General features: G+C 47.0%; 14 protein-coding genes. 7 read left to right on the forward strand and 7 right to left on the reverse strand.

What is annotated here, in order from left to right; translation table 11 throughout:
• Positions 1-57: 57 nt before the first annotated feature.
• The 3 genes from J2Z65_RS24720 (at position 58) to J2Z65_RS24730 (ending at position 4,211) form a co-directional block, all read left to right on the forward strand.
• Positions 58-1,248 (forward strand): murein hydrolase activator EnvC family protein, encoded by a 1,191-nt coding sequence (locus tag J2Z65_RS24720; protein ID WP_167055100.1) that lies wholly within the window; start codon positions 58-60, stop codon positions 1,246-1,248.
• A 91-nt stretch (positions 1,249-1,339) separates the two neighbouring features.
• Positions 1,340-2,803, forward strand: a complete 1,464-nt coding sequence (locus J2Z65_RS24725) for a S41 family peptidase (protein ID WP_167055098.1) — start codon at positions 1,340-1,342, stop codon at positions 2,801-2,803.
• A 124-nt stretch (positions 2,804-2,927) separates the two neighbouring features.
• Positions 2,928-4,211, forward strand: coding sequence for a PDZ domain-containing protein (locus J2Z65_RS24730; protein WP_167055096.1), 1,284 nt, complete (start codon positions 2,928-2,930; stop codon positions 4,209-4,211).
• 49 nt (positions 4,212-4,260) lie between these two features.
• On the opposite strand, the gene J2Z65_RS24735 is transcribed toward J2Z65_RS24730, so the two are convergent.
• On the reverse strand, positions 4,261-5,082 hold the full coding sequence (locus J2Z65_RS24735; RefSeq protein WP_167055094.1) for an OmpA/MotB family protein: 822 nt from the start codon (positions 5,080-5,082) through the stop codon (positions 4,261-4,263).
• Positions 5,066-5,866, reverse strand: coding sequence for a flagellar motor protein (locus J2Z65_RS24740; RefSeq protein WP_167055092.1), 801 nt, complete (start codon positions 5,864-5,866; stop codon positions 5,066-5,068). The genes J2Z65_RS24735 and J2Z65_RS24740 overlap by 17 nt, the downstream gene beginning before the upstream one ends.
• 293 nt (positions 5,867-6,159) lie before the next feature.
• Between J2Z65_RS24740 and uvrB the strand changes: the two genes are divergently transcribed.
• The 4 genes from uvrB (at position 6,160) to J2Z65_RS24760 (ending at position 12,141) form a co-directional block, all read left to right on the forward strand.
• Positions 6,160-8,157 (forward strand): excinuclease ABC subunit UvrB, encoded by a 1,998-nt coding sequence (gene uvrB / locus J2Z65_RS24745; RefSeq protein WP_167055090.1) that lies wholly within the window; start codon positions 6,160-6,162, stop codon positions 8,155-8,157.
• 37 nt (positions 8,158-8,194) lie between these two features.
• On the forward strand, positions 8,195-11,077 hold the full coding sequence (gene uvrA, locus J2Z65_RS24750) for an excinuclease ABC subunit UvrA (RefSeq protein ID WP_167055088.1): 2,883 nt from the start codon (positions 8,195-8,197) through the stop codon (positions 11,075-11,077).
• A gap of 401 nt (positions 11,078-11,478) precedes the next feature.
• On the forward strand, positions 11,479-11,640 hold the full coding sequence (locus tag J2Z65_RS24755) for a hypothetical protein (RefSeq protein ID WP_167055086.1): 162 nt from the start codon (positions 11,479-11,481) through the stop codon (positions 11,638-11,640).
• Positions 11,641-11,937: 297 nt separating this feature from the next.
• A complete protein-coding gene (locus tag J2Z65_RS24760) occupies positions 11,938-12,141 on the forward strand; it encodes a DUF2759 family protein (protein ID WP_167055084.1) in 204 nt (67 codons plus the stop codon).
• A 112-nt stretch (positions 12,142-12,253) separates the two neighbouring features.
• On the opposite strand, the gene J2Z65_RS24765 is transcribed toward J2Z65_RS24760, so the two are convergent.
• The 5 genes from J2Z65_RS24765 to J2Z65_RS24785 form a co-directional block, all read right to left on the reverse strand.
• Entirely contained in the window at positions 12,254-13,222 is a 969-nt protein-coding gene (locus tag J2Z65_RS24765; protein WP_167055082.1) for a sugar phosphate isomerase/epimerase family protein, read from the reverse strand.
• 48 nt (positions 13,223-13,270) lie between these two features.
• The gene (locus J2Z65_RS24770) at positions 13,271-14,425 is read right to left on the reverse strand and encodes an MBOAT family O-acyltransferase (protein WP_167055081.1); all 1,155 of its coding nucleotides are present in this window, start codon (positions 14,423-14,425) and stop codon (positions 13,271-13,273) included.
• A 117-nt stretch (positions 14,426-14,542) separates the two neighbouring features.
• A complete protein-coding gene (locus J2Z65_RS24775; protein WP_425326209.1) occupies positions 14,543-15,442 on the reverse strand; it encodes a hypothetical protein in 900 nt (299 codons plus the stop codon).
• 184 nt (positions 15,443-15,626) lie between these two features.
• A complete protein-coding gene (locus J2Z65_RS24780; protein ID WP_240159595.1) occupies positions 15,627-16,826 on the reverse strand; it encodes a hypothetical protein in 1,200 nt (399 codons plus the stop codon).
• An 8-nt stretch (positions 16,827-16,834) separates the two neighbouring features.
• The gene (locus J2Z65_RS24785) at positions 16,835-17,092 is read right to left on the reverse strand and encodes an acyl carrier protein (protein ID WP_145668275.1); all 258 of its coding nucleotides are present in this window, start codon (positions 17,090-17,092) and stop codon (positions 16,835-16,837) included.
• Positions 17,093-17,113: the final 21 nt, after the last annotated feature.

Consider the following 17,113-nt stretch of genomic DNA (forward strand, 5'->3'; position numbering starts at 1 on the left):
AGAGATTACATAAATTCCAAATAAGCATCATTTTTTAATGATGAGGAGGCTACGTGCTTGAAGAAGAAGATTCTACCCTTGGTGATGACACTTGGAATTGCAGCTTCTTTAGCGGTTCCTTATGCGGGTTATGCCGCATCCACAACGGATAAGATCGATCAGCAGTTGACTCAGCTTAAGAAGCAGAAGGCAGAAGCGCAGCAGAAGGCGAATGACGCCCAGAACCAGATAGATAAGGTACACTCAGAGAAAGACCAAGCCACCAAGGATATGAACACGCTGGTCCAACAGGTTAACGAGGCTAGTAAAAAGCTTACCCAGCTAAATGAGCAAATTGATCAGGTTTCCAATAACTTAGAGGAAAACGGGAAGCTGTTGGATGAGGCGATAGCGCGAGTGGAGAGCCGCGATCAAATGCTGAAATCCCGTGTGCGCTTAATGTATATGAACGGTTTTGTTTCGTACATGGATGTGGTTCTTAGTGCGACTAGTTTTTCTGATTTCTTGAATCGCATAGAAGCTTTGAAATCTATTGTAAATCAAGATAAAGTTGTACTAGAGGCGAATAAGAAAGATAAAGAGGTTGTCGCTCAGAAGAAGGAAGAGACAGAGCAGCAGCTCGAGAAGGTCAAAAAGCTGTACGCCGATGCGGACGCCCTGAGGGACGACCTGCAGGCGAAGGAAAAAGCCAAAGAAGTAAAAATTGCGTCACTTTCGAAGCAAGAGAAGGCGCTTGAAGATATTTCCGAAGAGAACGATAAGTTGATTACGCAGTTAGCGAAGCAAGAGGCTGACCTGCAGGCGAAGAAGCGTGCAGCGAGCAAAGCGAAGTCGCCTTTCACGTATGCTGGAGGCAAACTGGGCTACCCTTTGGCAGCGCAAGCGCCGCTTACGTCGGACTTCGTTTCACGAATCAATCCGGTAACGGGTAAAGCGGAGAACCATAAAGGCATTGATCTCGGTGCGCCTAAAGGGACAAACATCCTGGCTGCGGAGAACGGCTCTGTCATTTATGCATCATGGATGAACGGATACGGTAACTGCGTTATCGTCGATCACGGCAATGGATTATGGACGGTGTACGGCCATATTATGAACGATGGCATCTATGTCAAAGTCGGCGATGTTGTGAAACGCGGCGAGAAAATTGCCGGAGTTGGCTCAACAGGGCAATCGACAGGGAACCATTTGCATTTCGAGGTAAGGCTGAATGAGGTTCCAACCGATCCTAAACCGTTCCTGCGATAGGACAACTTGGTTATAAAACGGGAAGAGCTTGTCATATACTACAAACAAGCGAACCCAAATGGGTTTTAGGAAAAAGGTGGTGAATCACGCTTTGCAATTCAAAGGACGCACGGTCATTGTATTTGTTTTGTTAGCTATGTTTGCAAGCAGTATTGTCACATTGACGATTGTCGATCCATCCTTTTCATGGGGGCGAAATGAGCAGCCAGCGGGCAGCACAACCGCCTCTATAGGATCTTCGTCTGCACTTTCGAGCAAGGATTTGAGCAAAATCTCAACAACCTTCCAGTTGATCGAAAGTAAATATTTGAAACAGCCTGATCATGATAAGCTGGTTAACGGCGCGATCAACGGCATGCTGGAATCCTTGGAAGATCCGTTCACGGTATATATGGATCAGAAGGAAGCGAAGCAGTTCGATGAGAGTATTACGTCCTCTTTTCAAGGCATAGGGGCCGAGGTTTCGATTGAAGAAGGCAAGTTCGTCATCGTGTCTCCGATTAAGGGGTCTCCTGCGGAGAAGGCGGGTATTCAATCCAAAGACGTCATCTTGTCAGTAAACGGAGAGAAGCTGGATGGCTTGACGCTGAACCAGGCAGTCATGAAAATCCGCGGTCCCAAAGGGACGCAGGCGAAGCTTGATTTATTACGCCAAGGCGCAGGCGATCCGGTTCAAGTGATCGTAGTCAGAGATAATATTGACGTTGAAACTGTATATGGGGAAATGCTGCAGGATCAGATTGGAAAAATTGAAATTCGACAATTCTCCTCCAATACAGCCGTGCGTTTTGCCGAAGAGTTAAAAAATCTTGAAGCCAAAGGCATGAAGGGGCTCATTATCGATGTGCGCAATGACCCGGGCGGTCTCCTGAATGTGGTCGTCGACATCGTCAATCCTTTCGTAAAAAGCGGAAAACCGATTGTTCAAGTCGAGAATCGGGACGGCAAACGCGAGCCGACGCCATCTACAGGGACAGGCAAAAATTATCCGGTTACGGTTCTGATCAATAAAGGCAGCGCGAGTGCTTCGGAAATCTTAGCAGGCGCGTTCCAGGAAGCGGTCGGAAGCAAAATTATCGGCGAAACTTCCTATGGAAAAGGGACGGTTCAAGTCACTTTCGAGAAGGAAATGGGCGACGGCAGCAACATCAAGATGACGGTGTACAAATGGCTGACGCCGAACGGTAACTGGATTCATAAAACAGGCATCCAGCCGGATATTGCGGTGGAACAGCCAGGGTATTTCAAAGCAGCTCCTCTTTCTAAGAAAAGCGTGCTTAAACAAGATATGACAAGCGATGATGTGAAAAATCTACAGCTGATGCTTGCAGGTCTTGGATTTAACCCTGAACGGACAGACGGTTACTTCAGCGAGAAGACAACGACTGCCGTGAAAGCTTTCCAACGGACAAACGGTTTGCCGATGACCGGTGAGGTAGACACGGAAACAGCGAATAAAATAGAGAAGCTGCTATTGGTGCAAATTCGCGAGCCTAAGAACGATTTGCAGCTGAAGGCCGCAATTTCCCAAATTCAAAAGCAACTCGGGAAATAATTATTGGTGAGATATTGGAAATTCACTGTGCAAGGCAGGAAATGAGCCCTCGCAGTCGAAATAGAGTAGGAAGGGTGCTACGGCAGCCTTCCTATTTCTTTATACCGAGGAGACCGGAATCGTTATGGATGTTCTGATTCAACTCTTGGACAGACTGCTTCACGCTGCGGGCCAGCTGTTTGCGAATCCTTTCTACTATATAGGTATTTTATTTATCGTATTGCATTACCGTAAGCAAATTCAATTGGAGCGTAAGCTATTTCATACACGGCTTCATTCCTTGTTGAATGAGACGTGGCGAACCGTTTTCTGGGGATGGATTGGCGGTTTAAGCGCCTCTGTGCTCCTGCTTTTCGTTGGGGTAAATCTTCAGGCCGACGTGGTTATTCTATTGTGGGCGATCACTGTCATCTTGATTTTGCTCAGGGTTAGGTTCCTTTGCCTGGCCTATGCAGTCGGAATACTAGGCATAGCCCAAGTGATCTTATCTTGGATCCCGGATGCCGCAAGCCTGAAAAATTCACTACCCATGCTGGATATTGTTGAAAATGCGGATATTCCTTCATTGCTGGCTATTGTCGCAATTCTTCATCTCCTTGAGGGGATGCTTACTCATTTCCAAGGAGCGCGAATGGCGACTCCGCTATTCCTTGAAGGGAAACGGGGGCAAATCATTGGAGGGCAACAGTTGCAAGGTTTCTGGCCTGTGCCTTTATTTTTGCTAGTGCCTATGACAGGCGGAAGTGAACTAAGCTTGCCGTGGGGAACTTTGTTCGGTGCGAATCTTGCTTCAGGCTGGACGCTCCTGGCATTTCCGGCGATGATCGGTTTCACGGAGTTAACCATCTCGAAGCTCCCCCGCAAGCAAGCGCGAGCTAGCGCGGACTTGCTCTATCTGTACGGCATCATTCTATTAGCTGCTGCAATTGCCGCTCATTTTTGGTCGCCGATTTTGCTGGTAGGGGCTTTGTTGAGCATTGCATTGCATGAAGGATTGATTCGCTATAACCAATGGATGGAAGCGAAGCAAGTTCCCTTCTATGTGCACTCGTCGCGAGGGCTCATGGTGCTGTCTGTTGTTCCAAATAGCCCAGCGCAGGAACTAGGGATTCAAACCGGTGAAGTGATTCATAAAGTAAATGGGCACAAAATTAGAACTAAAGCCGATTTGCACTTGGCTATGGGGCTCAATTCAGCTTTCTGCAAGCTGGAGGTGTTGAATGAGGAGGGCGAAGTCCGCTTTCTTCAGCGGGCTATTTTTGCCGGAGATCATCATCAACTAGGTATTATTTTAGCCCCGGATCAGGAGGCTCTTTATTTCACGGAACATAGACCTGTGCATCTCTTTTCCTATTTGCGAGGGAAGTTAACCGGTTTGTTATCCAATGATTCGACGAAATCCATGTAATAAATAAAAGACCCTATCTCTCTATGTGTGGAGAGGCAGGGTCTTTTATTTATTTAGGCACGTTAGTCGGAGCAAGTCCATCACGCAGGACAACGATTTCAACGCGGCGGTTTTTGCTGCGGTTCTCATCGCTATTGTTTGGAACTTTGGGCATTGTATCCGCATAGGCTGTCGCAATGAACTTGTTATCATCCAGTTTGGCGGTATCGCTGAAATAGCGCAGCACTGAAAGGGAACGGGCGAATGAGAGTCCCCAGTTGTCTTTGTAAGGAGAGCCTGTGGCGAGCGGCAAATCATCCGTATGGCCTTCAATGCTCACCTTGCTGTTTAGCGTTGGGAAGAGCGATGCGAGCTTTTGCAGAATAGGTGCGGAGGCAGTTTTCAGATCCGATTTTCCGAGATCAAACAAGAATAAATCGTTCAGCGTAATCGCCACACCGCGCTCCGTATCGCTGACGGACACTTGCGCCTCCAGATTTTGATCCTTGATGTAAGCTTGCACTTGCTTCAAAAGATCCTGAAGTTCCTTCTCGCGTTTTTCTTTCTCATTTTGGTCAGGCTTTGATTTATCTTTCTCTTCCTTTTGATCGTCAATGTTTTGCTTGGTGTAATCTTTGTCTTTGCTGTCAGAATCGCCTTGTTTCGGGGTCATTTGACCGCCGATGCCGTGCCCTTTATCAAGTACGGAATCTGCTTTTTGGAATTGCAGGTTTAATACTTGCGCCAGAACGGCATACTTTTGAACATCGACCTTACTCATCGCATACATAATAATGAAGAAAACGAGCAGAAGGGTGATTAAGTCAGCATAGGTAATGAGCCATCTTTCATGATTGACATGCTCTTCCTGCTTTTTACCTCTCCGCGCCATAATCAGCATCCTCCTCTACAACGGGTGCTTTTTTGGACGATTTATCGTGGAGGAAGGAATTCAGCTTTTTCTTAATTAATTGCGGATTCTCACCCGCTTGCAGGGCAAGAATGCCTTCAAGCATCAGTTCCATTTCGGCAACCATTTCTTTGCCGCGCACTTTTATTTTGGTCGCTAGCGGAAGATAAATTAAGTTGGCGCTCATAACACCATATAGGGTAGCTGTGAAAGCAACGGCGATGGCAGGACCGAGACTCGAAGGATCTTCAAGATTGCCAAGAACGTGAATAAGTCCCATAACGGTCCCGACAATTCCCATCGTTGGCGCATAGCCGCCTCCAGCTTCGAACACTTTGGCCATATTATCAACCTGATGCTCAATCGCATCCATTTCCAGTTCAAGAATTTGTCTGGTTAATTCGGGATCCGTTCCATCTACTACCATGAGTAAACCGTCTTTAAGGAAAGGGTTTGTTTGCTCCTGAGCGCGCTGTTCGAGAGCTAGTACACCCTCTCTTCTGGCAATGGAGGCCATGTCCACAAGCTCTTCAATCGTAGCCGCAGGATCTCTCTTTACTTCTTTGAAGGCAATGCCCAGTGCTTTGGGGATTTTGGCTAGAATCGAAAATGGGAAACTGACCGCTACGGCTCCAAAGGTTCCGCCGAAAACAATTAACATCGCACTCGGGATAATCAATGAATTGATGTGGCCGCCATCCCACATGTAACCGCCGATTAAACCTACTAGACCTAAGACTAAACCTAAAACCGTTGTCAAATCCATGACTATACCACTCCTATTTGCATAAAAAGAATTGGGGGGCCCTACTTGAAGCCTGATTAAAGTTGTTGGTGCCTCATCTTGGTGTATACAGGCCGTAACAGATATTGCCGTTTGCATGAAAGATTTAAAAAGAGTATAATGGGAAAACCAGAACAAACATTCTTATGATGCGTTTGGAATGACGTCATCATATATGTACGACATGTTCCATAACCTTCTTTATCGGAAATTACAAAACGAAAATGAATAGGATAAAAGTTCGATTTATTACCAATAAGTGTAGGTGATTAGTGATGAGTGAACTTGTTAAGAGCTCTAAGAAATTTGAGCTTGTTTCTGACTTTGCTCCACAGGGCGATCAGCCCAAAGCAATTGAGGAAATTGTTCAAAGTATTCAAGACGGTACCAGACATCAGACGCTCTTAGGAGCTACGGGGACAGGGAAAACGTTCACTGCTGCGCAAGTAATTGCCAAGTTGAACCGCCCTACCTTGATTATTGCGCATAACAAAACATTAGCCGCACAGTTGTGCAGCGAATTTAAAGAGTTTTTCCCCCACAACGCCGTCTCCTACTTCGTTAGTTATTATGATTACTACCAGCCAGAAGCCTACATTGCCTCCTCTGACACCTACATCGAGAAAGATTCCAGCATCAATGAAGAGATTGACAAGCTTCGTCACTCGGCGACGAGCTCCTTATTTGAGCGACGTGACGTAATTATTGTTGCGAGTGTGTCGTGTATTTACGGCTTGGGTTCTCCGATCGAATACGGAAACTTGCTGCTCTCTTTACGTGTAGGGATGGAGAAATCACGCAATGAGATTTTGCACCGGCTTGTCGATATTCAATATCAGCGAAATGATTTGAATTTCGTCCGCGGGACGTTTCGGGTGCGTGGCGATGTTGTTGAAATTTTCCCGGCGTCGCATGGCGAACAGGCGGTAAGGGTTGAATTATTCGGAGATGAGATCGAGCGGATTACCGAGATCAATGTACTTACGGGCGAGATCGTTGGCGAACGCGATCATATCGCGATTTTCCCGGCGTCTCACTTTGTGACGCACGAGGATACGATGAAACGCGCCCTTGTGAACATTGAGCGGGAGCTGGAAGAGCGTCTTGCCGAGCTGAAGGAGCAAGGGAAACTACTTGAAGCTCAGAGGCTGGAACAGCGGACGCGCTATGACATGGAGATGATGCAGGAGATGGGCTTCTGCTCGGGCATTGAGAATTACTCAGGGCCGCTGACATTCCGTGAGCGCGGAGCAACGCCGTATACGCTAATCGATTACTTCCCGGATGACATGCTGTTCATGGTGGATGAGTCCCATGTGACGCTTCCGCAGATTCGCGCGATGTATAATGGGGATAGAGCTAGAAAAGAAGTGCTGGTCGAGCATGGCTTCCGTTTGCCCTCTGCGCTGGATAACCGTCCATTGCGATTCGAGGAATTCGAGGAGAAAGTCAACCAGATTTTATATATATCAGCAACACCGGGGCCTTACGAGTTAGAGCATTGCCCGCATATGACGCAGCAGATTATTCGTCCTACGGGCTTGTTGGATCCTATTATTGAAGTGAGACCGACCAAGGGTCAAATCGATGATTTGATTGCGGAGATTCAAGATCGGATTCGGAAAGACGAGCGTGTGCTTGTTACGACACTGACGAAGAAGATGTCGGAGGATTTAACGGATTACTTTAAGGAGATCGGCATTAAAGTTCGTTATTTACATTCGGATATTAAAACGTTTGAGCGGATGCAGATTTTACGTGATCTCCGCTTAGGGACCTTCCATGTGCTGATTGGGATTAACCTGCTTAGGGAAGGGCTGGATTTGCCGGAGGTATCACTTGTCGCCATTCTCGACGCTGATAAAGAAGGATTCTTGCGCTCAGAGCGTTCCATGATTCAAACCATTGGCCGTGCGGCCCGTAACGCCGATGGCCGGGTTATTATGTATGGAGACAAGATTACAGACTCCATGGACAAAGCGATCCGCGAGACGAATCGGCGCCGCAGCATCCAGGAAGCTCATAATGAGAAGATGGGGATCACGCCACAAACGATCGCTAAGAAGATTCGCGATGTGATTGAGGCCACGAAGGTGGCTGAACAGAAAGCTGACTACTTGACCGATGTGAAGGGTGCGAAGATGTCCAAGAAGGATCGCGCTTCCTTGATCGAGCGATTGGAAGGCGAAATGAAAGAAGCTGCGAAGAATCTGCAGTTCGAACGTGCGGCACAGCTGCGTGACGCTATTATGGAAATGAAAGCTGAGGCCTAGAAGGGCTTCAGCTCCACATAGGAGAGGAAGGTTATCCGTGTCTAGAGATCAAATCGTCATTAAAGGAGCTAGAGCTCATAATCTGAAAAATATCGATGTCACGATCCCGCGCGATAAGTTCGTTGTTTTAACGGGATTAAGCGGCTCGGGCAAATCGTCGCTGGCCTTTGATACGATTTATGCCGAGGGACAGCGCAGATACGTTGAGTCGTTGTCTGCTTATGCCAGACAGTTCCTAGGGAATATGGATAAGCCGGACGTAGACTCCATTGATGGTCTATCCCCGGCTATTTCTATTGATCAGAAGACAACAAGCCGAAATCCACGTTCCACCGTTGGGACTGTAACAGAAATTTATGACTATTTGCGTTTGCTGTACGCTCGTATTGGACGGCCTCATTGTCCGACACATGGCATAGAAATTACATCGCAAACCGTGGAACAAATGGTAGACCGCATCATGGAATATCCAGAGCGCACAAAGCTTCAAATCCTGGCCCCCCTTGTATCGGGGCGTAAAGGCGAGCATGCAAAGCTGTTTACCGATGTTCAAAAGCAAGGCTTCGTCAGGGTGCGTGTAAATGGCGAGACGATGGATCTTGGCGAGAAGATTGAGCTCGACAAGAACAAAAAGCACACGATTGACGTTATTGTAGACAGGATAGTGATCAAAGAGGATGTACAAACGCGTCTTGCTGATTCTTTAGAAACAGCGCTTAAACTGGCGAATGGAAGAGTTATTGTTGATGTTATCGACCAAGAAGAACTGATGTTCAGTCAGAATCTAGCGTGTCCGGAATGCGGCTTTAGCGTGGAAGAGCTGGCACCGAGAATGTTCTCTTTTAACTCTCCTTTTGGGGCTTGTCCGGAATGTGATGGACTTGGCAGCCAGATGATTGTTGACCCTGATCTGCTCGTACCGGATATGAAACTGACCATTGAAGAGGGGGCGTTTGAAGCTTGGGCTGGCAGCACATCCAATTATTATCCGCAATTTCTTGCTGCCGTTTGTGAACACTACTCGATTCCACGGACAACGCCTGTATCCGAGCTGTCGGCTGAGCAGATGAAAGTCATTCTTTACGGCACTGGCGGGGAGAAGATCCGCTTCCGCTACGAAAACGATATGGGAGCGACCAAGGAAGCGCTGGTTCCATTCGAAGGTATCATCCGTAACTTGGAGCGAAGATTCAAAGATACGTTCTCTGAGGGGATCCGAGAGCACATTCAGACGTATATGAGCACGAAGCCTTGTCCGAAGTGTAAGGGACAGCGCCTGAAACCTGAAACGCTTGCCGTGACGATCAATGGCAAGAACATCGCGCATGCGACCTCTCTCTCGATAGGAGAAGCTGAGGAATGGTTCAAAGGGTTGAACCTGAATGAGAAAGAGATGACGATTGCCAACTTGATCCTTAAAGAAATCAGAGCTCGTCTCGGATTCCTTGTGAATGTAGGTCTTGACTACTTAACAATGCATCGTTCAGCAGGTACGTTGTCAGGCGGAGAAGCACAACGGATTCGACTCGCGACGCAGATCGGTTCCAGTCTGATGGGCGTCCTTTATATTTTGGATGAGCCCAGCATTGGTCTGCATCAACGCGATAATACGCGTCTGATCCAGACGCTGGAACATATGCGCAACCTTGGTAACACGCTGATTGTCGTAGAACATGATGAAGACACGATGATGGCTGCCGACTATATCATTGATATCGGACCTGGGGCCGGTATACATGGCGGGCAGGTCATTGCCCAAGGAACGCCTACGGAACTTATGGCAGACGAAAACTCCCTTACCGGGCAGTACCTCAGCGGCAAGAAGTTCATTCCGATTCCGGCTGCGCGTCGTAAACCGAATGGTAAGTGGATCGAAGTCAAAGGCGCCAAAGAGAACAATCTGCGCAACGTTTCAGCCAAAGTGCCTCTGGGCGTGTTCACTTGCGTAACTGGTGTATCAGGCTCAGGGAAAAGTACGTTAATTAACGAAATTTTGTTTAAAGCGTTGGCGCGAGATTTGAATGGAGCTAAGGTTCGTCCAGGTGAGCATAAAGAAATTATCGGGCTTGAGCAGGTGGATAAGGTCATTGATATTGACCAGTCACCGATTGGCCGTACGCCTCGCTCAAATCCAGCGACATATACAGGCGTATTCGATGATATCCGTGATGTTTACGCCAATACGAATGAAGCCAAAGTACGCGGCTACAAGAAAGGTCGCTTCAGCTTCAACGTGAAGGGCGGCCGCTGCGAGGCATGCCGCGGTGATGGCATTATTAAGATCGAAATGCACTTCCTGCCAGACGTTTACGTGCCATGTGAAGTATGTAAAGGCAAACGCTACAACCGCGAGACGATGGAAGTAAAATATAAAGGCAAGAGCATTTCGGAAGTGCTTGAGATGACGATTGAAGATGGCTGCGAGTTCTTTAAGAACTTGCCGCGGATTCATCGTAAGCTGACGACACTTCTAGATGTAGGGCTGGGCTACATGACACTCGGCCAGCCGGCGACGACGCTGTCCGGGGGCGAAGCCCAGCGCGTGAAGCTCGCGGCGGAATTGTACCGCCGCAGCACAGGCAAGACGATCTACATCTTGGATGAGCCCACAACGGGGCTCCACATCCACGACATCGATCGTCTGCTGAAGGTGCTTCACCGCCTCGTTGAGAGCGGTGAGACCGTGCTTGTCATCGAGCACAACCTCGATGTGATCAAGACGGCGGACCACCTCATCGATCTAGGCCCCGAAGGCGGCAGCCGAGGCGGTCTGATCGTAGCGACCGGTACGCCGGAAGATGTGGTGAAAGTGGCAGGTTCCTACACCGGCCAATATTTGAAACCGATCCTCGAACGGGATCGGGAGCGCTCGGAGAACTATGCGAAGCGGTTAGAAGTGTTAGAGGAATCGGTCGGCTAAATGACGATTAAGAGCGAGGTCCCACGGGTAAATGCCGTGGGACCTTGTTTTTGTTTGTAGATAAGAAAGTATAAGTTTTTTACTTTTGCTTCGCATCTACATTGACAAACGCGCTCGTCCTAAAAGGATGACAAAGTCGTTTATCCTTGAGGCGGTTCAACAATAAAGGTTACATACAAATAAAGAAGTCTCTTCGTTGATTCGTCAAGATATCTATAAATCCGACTAACTTGATGCGCGTTTTGTTAAGACTTAATTGAATTCGACAATTTAACCCCCTATCAAAAAATAAGTGAATAGTCCTATAATTAAGATAGTAGTTTCAACAAGATAATCCTAGCTGACTATTCATGATCGAGAGATATAAGCATTATAAATCTATTTATTTATGGAGGCTTACTATGAAACCGACATTAGAGATACAAGAGATAGTTTCAGCTCTAGGGATCGATCCTATCCGATTTTTGGCCTGGCAGGAGAAAGAACTAGGACTGAAGGATCAACTGCCTACACCGATAGAGGAGCAAAAAGATACACGGTCTGCATTTGGGGTAGTGTTGTAAGGTATATTTTACACTATAAAAAATTGATCAAACCCGAGTGTCCGCCATGGGCAATCGGGTTCTTTGACGTGAAGCTGATTTGACCTGCGCAAATGTTGTTATAAATGGGCAAATAACAGGGCATTTTAACGTTTAGGGTGTAATATTTTCCGCAAAAGATGGTCAATCTAACCAAAAGGTGACAAACTTGTTACACATGCGCCTAATCACTTGCATCTAGTGTCCAATCAAGCTAACATAGAATTAAAATAGCAGGACGTGTGCCTTGCACCGAGTTATTAGAAGGAGGGTTTCACCATGTTATTCGCGGAAGAAGCAGCAGTATCAACAAGCACGTATACAAGCTTTGATATTTACGTTTTGATTTTCACAGTGATTCTTGCCATTGCGTTCATCAGACAATTGATCTCCCCTAAGAAAAATTTGTTTGCCCTAGGATTCGCGGGAGTTGCCTTGCTCGTATTCGGCCTCATGGATTATGTTATGATCACAGGCTGGTAATTCAGAGCTAACCCAAGCTTCACAAGATAAAAGCCCACAGGACCAAGATCGTAAGATCATCGGCGCCTGCGGGCTTTTTTGATGGATAGAGAAGGGCTAAGCGGCTAACCGCTTATACCCACCACATTTCACCAAGCGGTTCCTTGATGAGAACTTGTTGAAGGTTTTGAACAGCTTTGGAGAAGCCTTCCTCCACGGACATCAATCCGTCTTCGTGCTCAATGCTCACGACATAGTCGTAACCGACAAGACGCAGGGCGCTGATGATGTCAGCCCATACTTTCATGTCATGACCGTAGCCGACGGAACGGAACTGCCATGCACGATCAAGCATGTTCGCGTAAGACTGCATGTCCGTAACACCATAACGGTTTACATTGTTAACATCCATGGATGTGTCTTTTGCATGGAAATGGTGAATCGCTCCTGCGCGGCCAAGAATTTGCACAGCTTGTACAGGATCAATGCCTTGCCACCACATGTGACTTGGGTCAAGGTTGGCGCCGATTGCTTCACCTGCTGCTTCACGCAGACGGAGAAGAGTAGCCGGTGTATGTACGGAGAATCCGCCATGCAATTCCAAGCCGATTTTCACGTTGCGGTCAGAGGCGTATTTGCCTGTTTCCGTCCAGTAAGGAATGACTTTATTTCCCCATTGCCAGTCCAGAATCTCTTGGAAATCATTCGGCCATGGAGCTACAGGCCAGTTCGGATACTTCGCATCCTCGTGGTCCCCAGGGCAGCCAGAGAACGTATTAACAACAGGTACTTCAAGGCGCTCTGCAAGATCAATCGTTTGTATAATAGCGTCATGGAATTCTTTCGCAATTTGTTTTTGCGGGTGCAGCGGGTTTCCGTGCGCGCTAAGCGCACTAATTGTCAAACCGCGGGATTCTACCGCATGTTTAAAAGCTTTTAATTTCCCAGCATCAGCAAGCAGCTCGCTTGGGTTGCAATGCGCATTTCCAGGGTAGCCCCCAGTACCAATTTCAACAGCTTCTAAGCCTTTAGAAGCAACATAATCAAGAGCTTCCTCCAAAGGTTTTCCACCGAACAGAACCATAAAAACGCCTAATTTCATTAGGTACACCTCCATAAATGGTAAACAACCACACAAATTATACCACTATCATCCTGCAAAATGAAGCAAGCCTTTGTAGATCCGAAGAACCGTCTCATAATTGGAGCTGTAAATAATGACCGAGAACGTCACCAGGGCTTGCGTCACAAAACAGCGGAAATAGAAATAGGTTTTGGATACTTTCTTTTTATTCACCGTTGTAATTTTAAAAATATTTTCGATCGCAAGAATGATCCCGTGGTAAAGGCCATACAAGAAATACAGCCAAGTGAAGCCATGCCAAAGGCCTATCAAGACCATAATGAGCACGGATAAGCTGGAAGCCACCCATCGGGAGGGAGCCGTTCGCGAAAAGAACATAAAGATGTGATCACGGAAAAAATCGCCCAGAGTGGCATGCCAGTTGCGCCAAAACTGTGTCATAGAAGGCGAGAACAGCGGTCGCTTGAAGTTTTCAGGCATTGTGTAACCCATCAGACGACCAAATCCGATCGCCATATCCGAATAGCCGGAGAAATCGAAGTAAATGAGTGCATAGAACCAAACGAGCAGAAACAACGACTGATGCGTGTGTAGGTCTTGTTTCAGTACTTGATCAAAAACACTAGTCATCCAAGTGACGACAACGATTTTTTTGAACAAGCCTAAAATGATTCGTTTTACACTGTCTTCGAAGAGAGCGGCGTCTACGGTATATGGTTTTTTGCTATCGGCCATAAAATCACGGAATTTTAAAATCGGCCCGGACGTAAAGGTCGGTACAAATAAAAGGTAATTCGCATAATCGATGGCAGGCACTTGGCCATCTTTTCCGAAGAAATACGCGAAATAGTAGGCGTCGATCACTTTCAAAACGTTATAAATAAGGCCTAAATAAATGACGGCATCGAACAGCGGATTATGGAAAATGCCCATGACGAATAGTCGAACACCGAGAAAGACCCCGATGACGTTAGCGGCAATGGCGAAAATAAAAGTCGCTTTCCTCCACACTTTTGTTCGGCATAAATACACAAAACCAGCGTAATTGATCACTGTAAATGCAGCATAGAAAATAAGCAGTTTCTGGCTGTACAGCAGCAAAAAGCAGAGGCTGAAAATAATCATCAGAATACGTTTGTTGTCGGCCCACTTGCGGGTGAGCATCAGAACGGCAACCATGCCAAGCATAGCGATAATTGCGTTCATTTGCATATAAAACATAGCTTAAGAACTCCTCGCTTGGAAAGCTCGATTAGAATTTCTCGTAAATAAATAAGCCCTTGCCGGTAAAATAGATGAAAACCAAATAGAGCATCACGAGATAGATGAGGACTTCGGCTATTTTCCTAAGGATTTTAACCATGTGTCCACCTCCTTCGTAAATAACGGAGCGCCGTCTTCGCGGTTTAAGTGCACAAGATCATGAAAATACTTCGGATCGTACGTATGCATTAAATCCAACACGGGAACACCGGCCGTCTTCAATTGATTGTTTACCGCTGCTTTCAAGGAAGACATGTATGGCGGATCGGCATAACCTTTGTTCCACGGCATCCAGATGACCCGCAGGGACAGCCGGTGCTCCTCGGCATAGCGAATAACCCACTGTAAGGCGTCCAGATTGTCTTGGAAATCCTTCAAAGTCATAGCGCCGAATCGCTTATCATAGTCATCCCATTTTGTCTTGAGGAAGGCATCGTCTTTGCGGCCGGGATAAAGCTCTTTATCGATCCAACGCGGTTCGTAAGCTAGGCTGCCTTTGCTCAAATTACGAGCGAACTCTTCGCCGGAATCACGAAAATAGTCGCGGTACGTGTACACATATGGCTGGTACCAGGGCTTGAACCATTGGTAGGTCGGGTCTGTTTCAAGCGGATCCAGCATGGTGTGAACATCGATGCCGAGTACAAGCTCGTCCTTGATCTGATACAGGTTGTGTGCAAGAATCCCCTTCAGATCCGTTATCTTTCCATAGGAAAGCCCCATCTCTACCAAATGGGCATCGGACTTCTCTTCGATATAAGCGCCTGTTACGGCTGAATTACCGAAGAAAACCGGACCCGATTGGGACCAGCTATGGTGGTAGAGTGTTTTGGTAAAGTCGTTTTTGTAGAAACGGCGTGAGCTAACCATCGGGTTCCACCAAGAGATGAGAAGGTCTGAAACGACGATCGCTAGCAGCAGGCCGAGAACGAAGCTATTCTTTTTAAGAAAAGTGGCTGCTTTCAACGGAATCACTCATTATCTTTGATTAGGATGGAGGCCCACAGCTGACTTCAAACGGATCTAGGTCGGCATGTGGGCCCATGTAAGGGTACTTTGATGGATTAAGGTGTTAAGGTTTAAAGGGTTTTTAAGGGCTTTAAAAGCTTTAAGGGCTTTAAGGGCTTTAAGGGCTTTAAGGACTAAAAGACTTACAAAATTACAGGGCTTTCTCCTGCCAAGCATGATACTGCTCGCGGAAAGTAGCCGGCCACTGCTGCTCGTCCAGACCGTATTGCGCCAAGAACGCGAACGCCCAGCGCTCGATGCCGAAGCCAACGCAGCCGGTAACGGCGTTACGTTTGCCCATTTTAATATTAAATGCATTGCCGAACGTGTTGCTGTGGAAATTGACAGAGGAGCAGGCAATCGATTTCTTCACATGCGGAATCGTCAGGCGCAGCTCGTATTTCATTTCTTGATTGCGTTGGAAGGAAGCTTTTACTTGGAAATCGTTCGTGAAGAACGGATCATTGGCAATCTCCAGCATGGAATCCACATTCCACTCCACAGCTAATTCTTTCAAATACTCGATCGACTTCAAGCGGTTTTCTTTAACGAAGTCAGGCTTACCGACAAAAATAATCTCACGCATGGAGAAGTCGAGCAAACGGCCGAAATCGCTGTGGTTTTTGGACTCGAATCGGTGGCATTTGGCAATCGCCGTCACGACGATCCCTTCACCTTCAAGTGTTTCATTCTCCAAGCCTTCATAGCAATGGTAGCAAGTGGAAGGGTTCATCATGAAGTTAGGTTTCACCATGTTGGGGTCAAGTTCTAACGGCTCCTCTTGCTTCCAACCGCCGGCATCACGAATGGATTGGGAGAATGACTCAATCACATCAAGATCCTCGCGCAAGTGCGTAACGAAGTGAATGTGCTCCGGGAATGATGTGAAATGATTCGTTTTGTTCAATGTGTGACTATGAATGACCGCCGGATATTGCTCTTCCTGCATGCCCTCGAAGCGCTTAGCGATCTTCGTAACGAAGGAGTAGTCAAGGAAGCGCATCAAGCTGGAGAAAGGCTCACGGAATATAAACAGGCCAGGCTCCAAAATCTTAATCGCTTTGCGCTCTACCAATTCTGCGATAATATCGCCTTCATAAGGAGTATCTACTTTATTTTCGAACAAAATATTCTCTTTAAAGCCGAAATCGCCGTGGGAGAAACGTTCAATTAGGCGCCCAACCCGCTCAGTAATGCCCTCATTGCCATTTGGTGAGTTGTGCGTGATGACGATATGACCATCAACAAGAGCGATATCTTGAATATGCTCATCAGCAAAGGCGGAAGCATACTTGACTTGTCCGTGCTGGCTTTCGGCTAAGCCTTCTAGAGAAATTTTACATGTCAACATGAGTGGGGTTACCTCGCAGTCTTCTTGGAAATAAAATCGGCAATTTCGCTTACCGTATTCATGGAGTATAGCATGAGATCTTGATTCGTCACTTGGATGTTATATGTTTTCTCAATGTGGGCGATCAGCGCCGTAGCCCCGATGGAATCGATAAACCCATAATCGAACAGATGCACATCAACGCCAAAATCGTCATCGTCCTCGGCAATTTCGTAACGCTCGCGAATATGCTGCTCAAGCTGCGCTAGTAAGTCTTCGTTAGACATGTTGGAAAGCCTCCTGATTAA

Source organism: Paenibacillus aceris (genome assembly GCF_017874035.1).
Lineage (GTDB): Bacteria > Bacillota > Bacilli > Paenibacillales > NBRC-103111 > Paenibacillus_E > Paenibacillus_E aceris.

Bases quoted from the DNA above. Each gene is read 5' to 3' on its own strand.
- J2Z65_RS24780 (WP_240159595.1), bottom strand. From the start codon at position 16,826: ATGTTGACATGTAAAATTTCTCTAGAAGGCTTAGCCGAAAGCCAGCAC.
- J2Z65_RS24760 (WP_167055084.1), top strand. From the start codon at position 11,938: ATGTTATTCGCGGAAGAAGCAGCAGTATCAACAAGCACGTATACAAGC.
- J2Z65_RS24770 (WP_167055081.1), bottom strand. From the start codon at position 14,425: ATGTTTTATATGCAAATGAACGCAATTATCGCTATGCTTGGCATGGTT.
- uvrB (WP_167055090.1), top strand. From the start codon at position 6,160: ATGAGTGAACTTGTTAAGAGCTCTAAGAAATTTGAGCTTGTTTCTGAC.
- J2Z65_RS24765 (WP_167055082.1), bottom strand. From the start codon at position 13,222: ATGAAATTAGGCGTTTTTATGGTTCTGTTCGGTGGAAAACCTTTGGAG.
- J2Z65_RS24755 (WP_167055086.1), top strand. From the start codon at position 11,479: ATGAAACCGACATTAGAGATACAAGAGATAGTTTCAGCTCTAGGGATC.
- J2Z65_RS24730 (WP_167055096.1), top strand. From the start codon at position 2,928: ATGGATGTTCTGATTCAACTCTTGGACAGACTGCTTCACGCTGCGGGC.
- J2Z65_RS24785 (WP_145668275.1), bottom strand. From the start codon at position 17,092: ATGTCTAACGAAGACTTACTAGCGCAGCTTGAGCAGCATATTCGCGAG.
- J2Z65_RS24735 (WP_167055094.1), bottom strand. From the start codon at position 5,082: ATGGCGCGGAGAGGTAAAAAGCAGGAAGAGCATGTCAATCATGAAAGA.
- J2Z65_RS24740 (WP_167055092.1), bottom strand. From the start codon at position 5,866: ATGGATTTGACAACGGTTTTAGGTTTAGTCTTAGGTCTAGTAGGTTTA.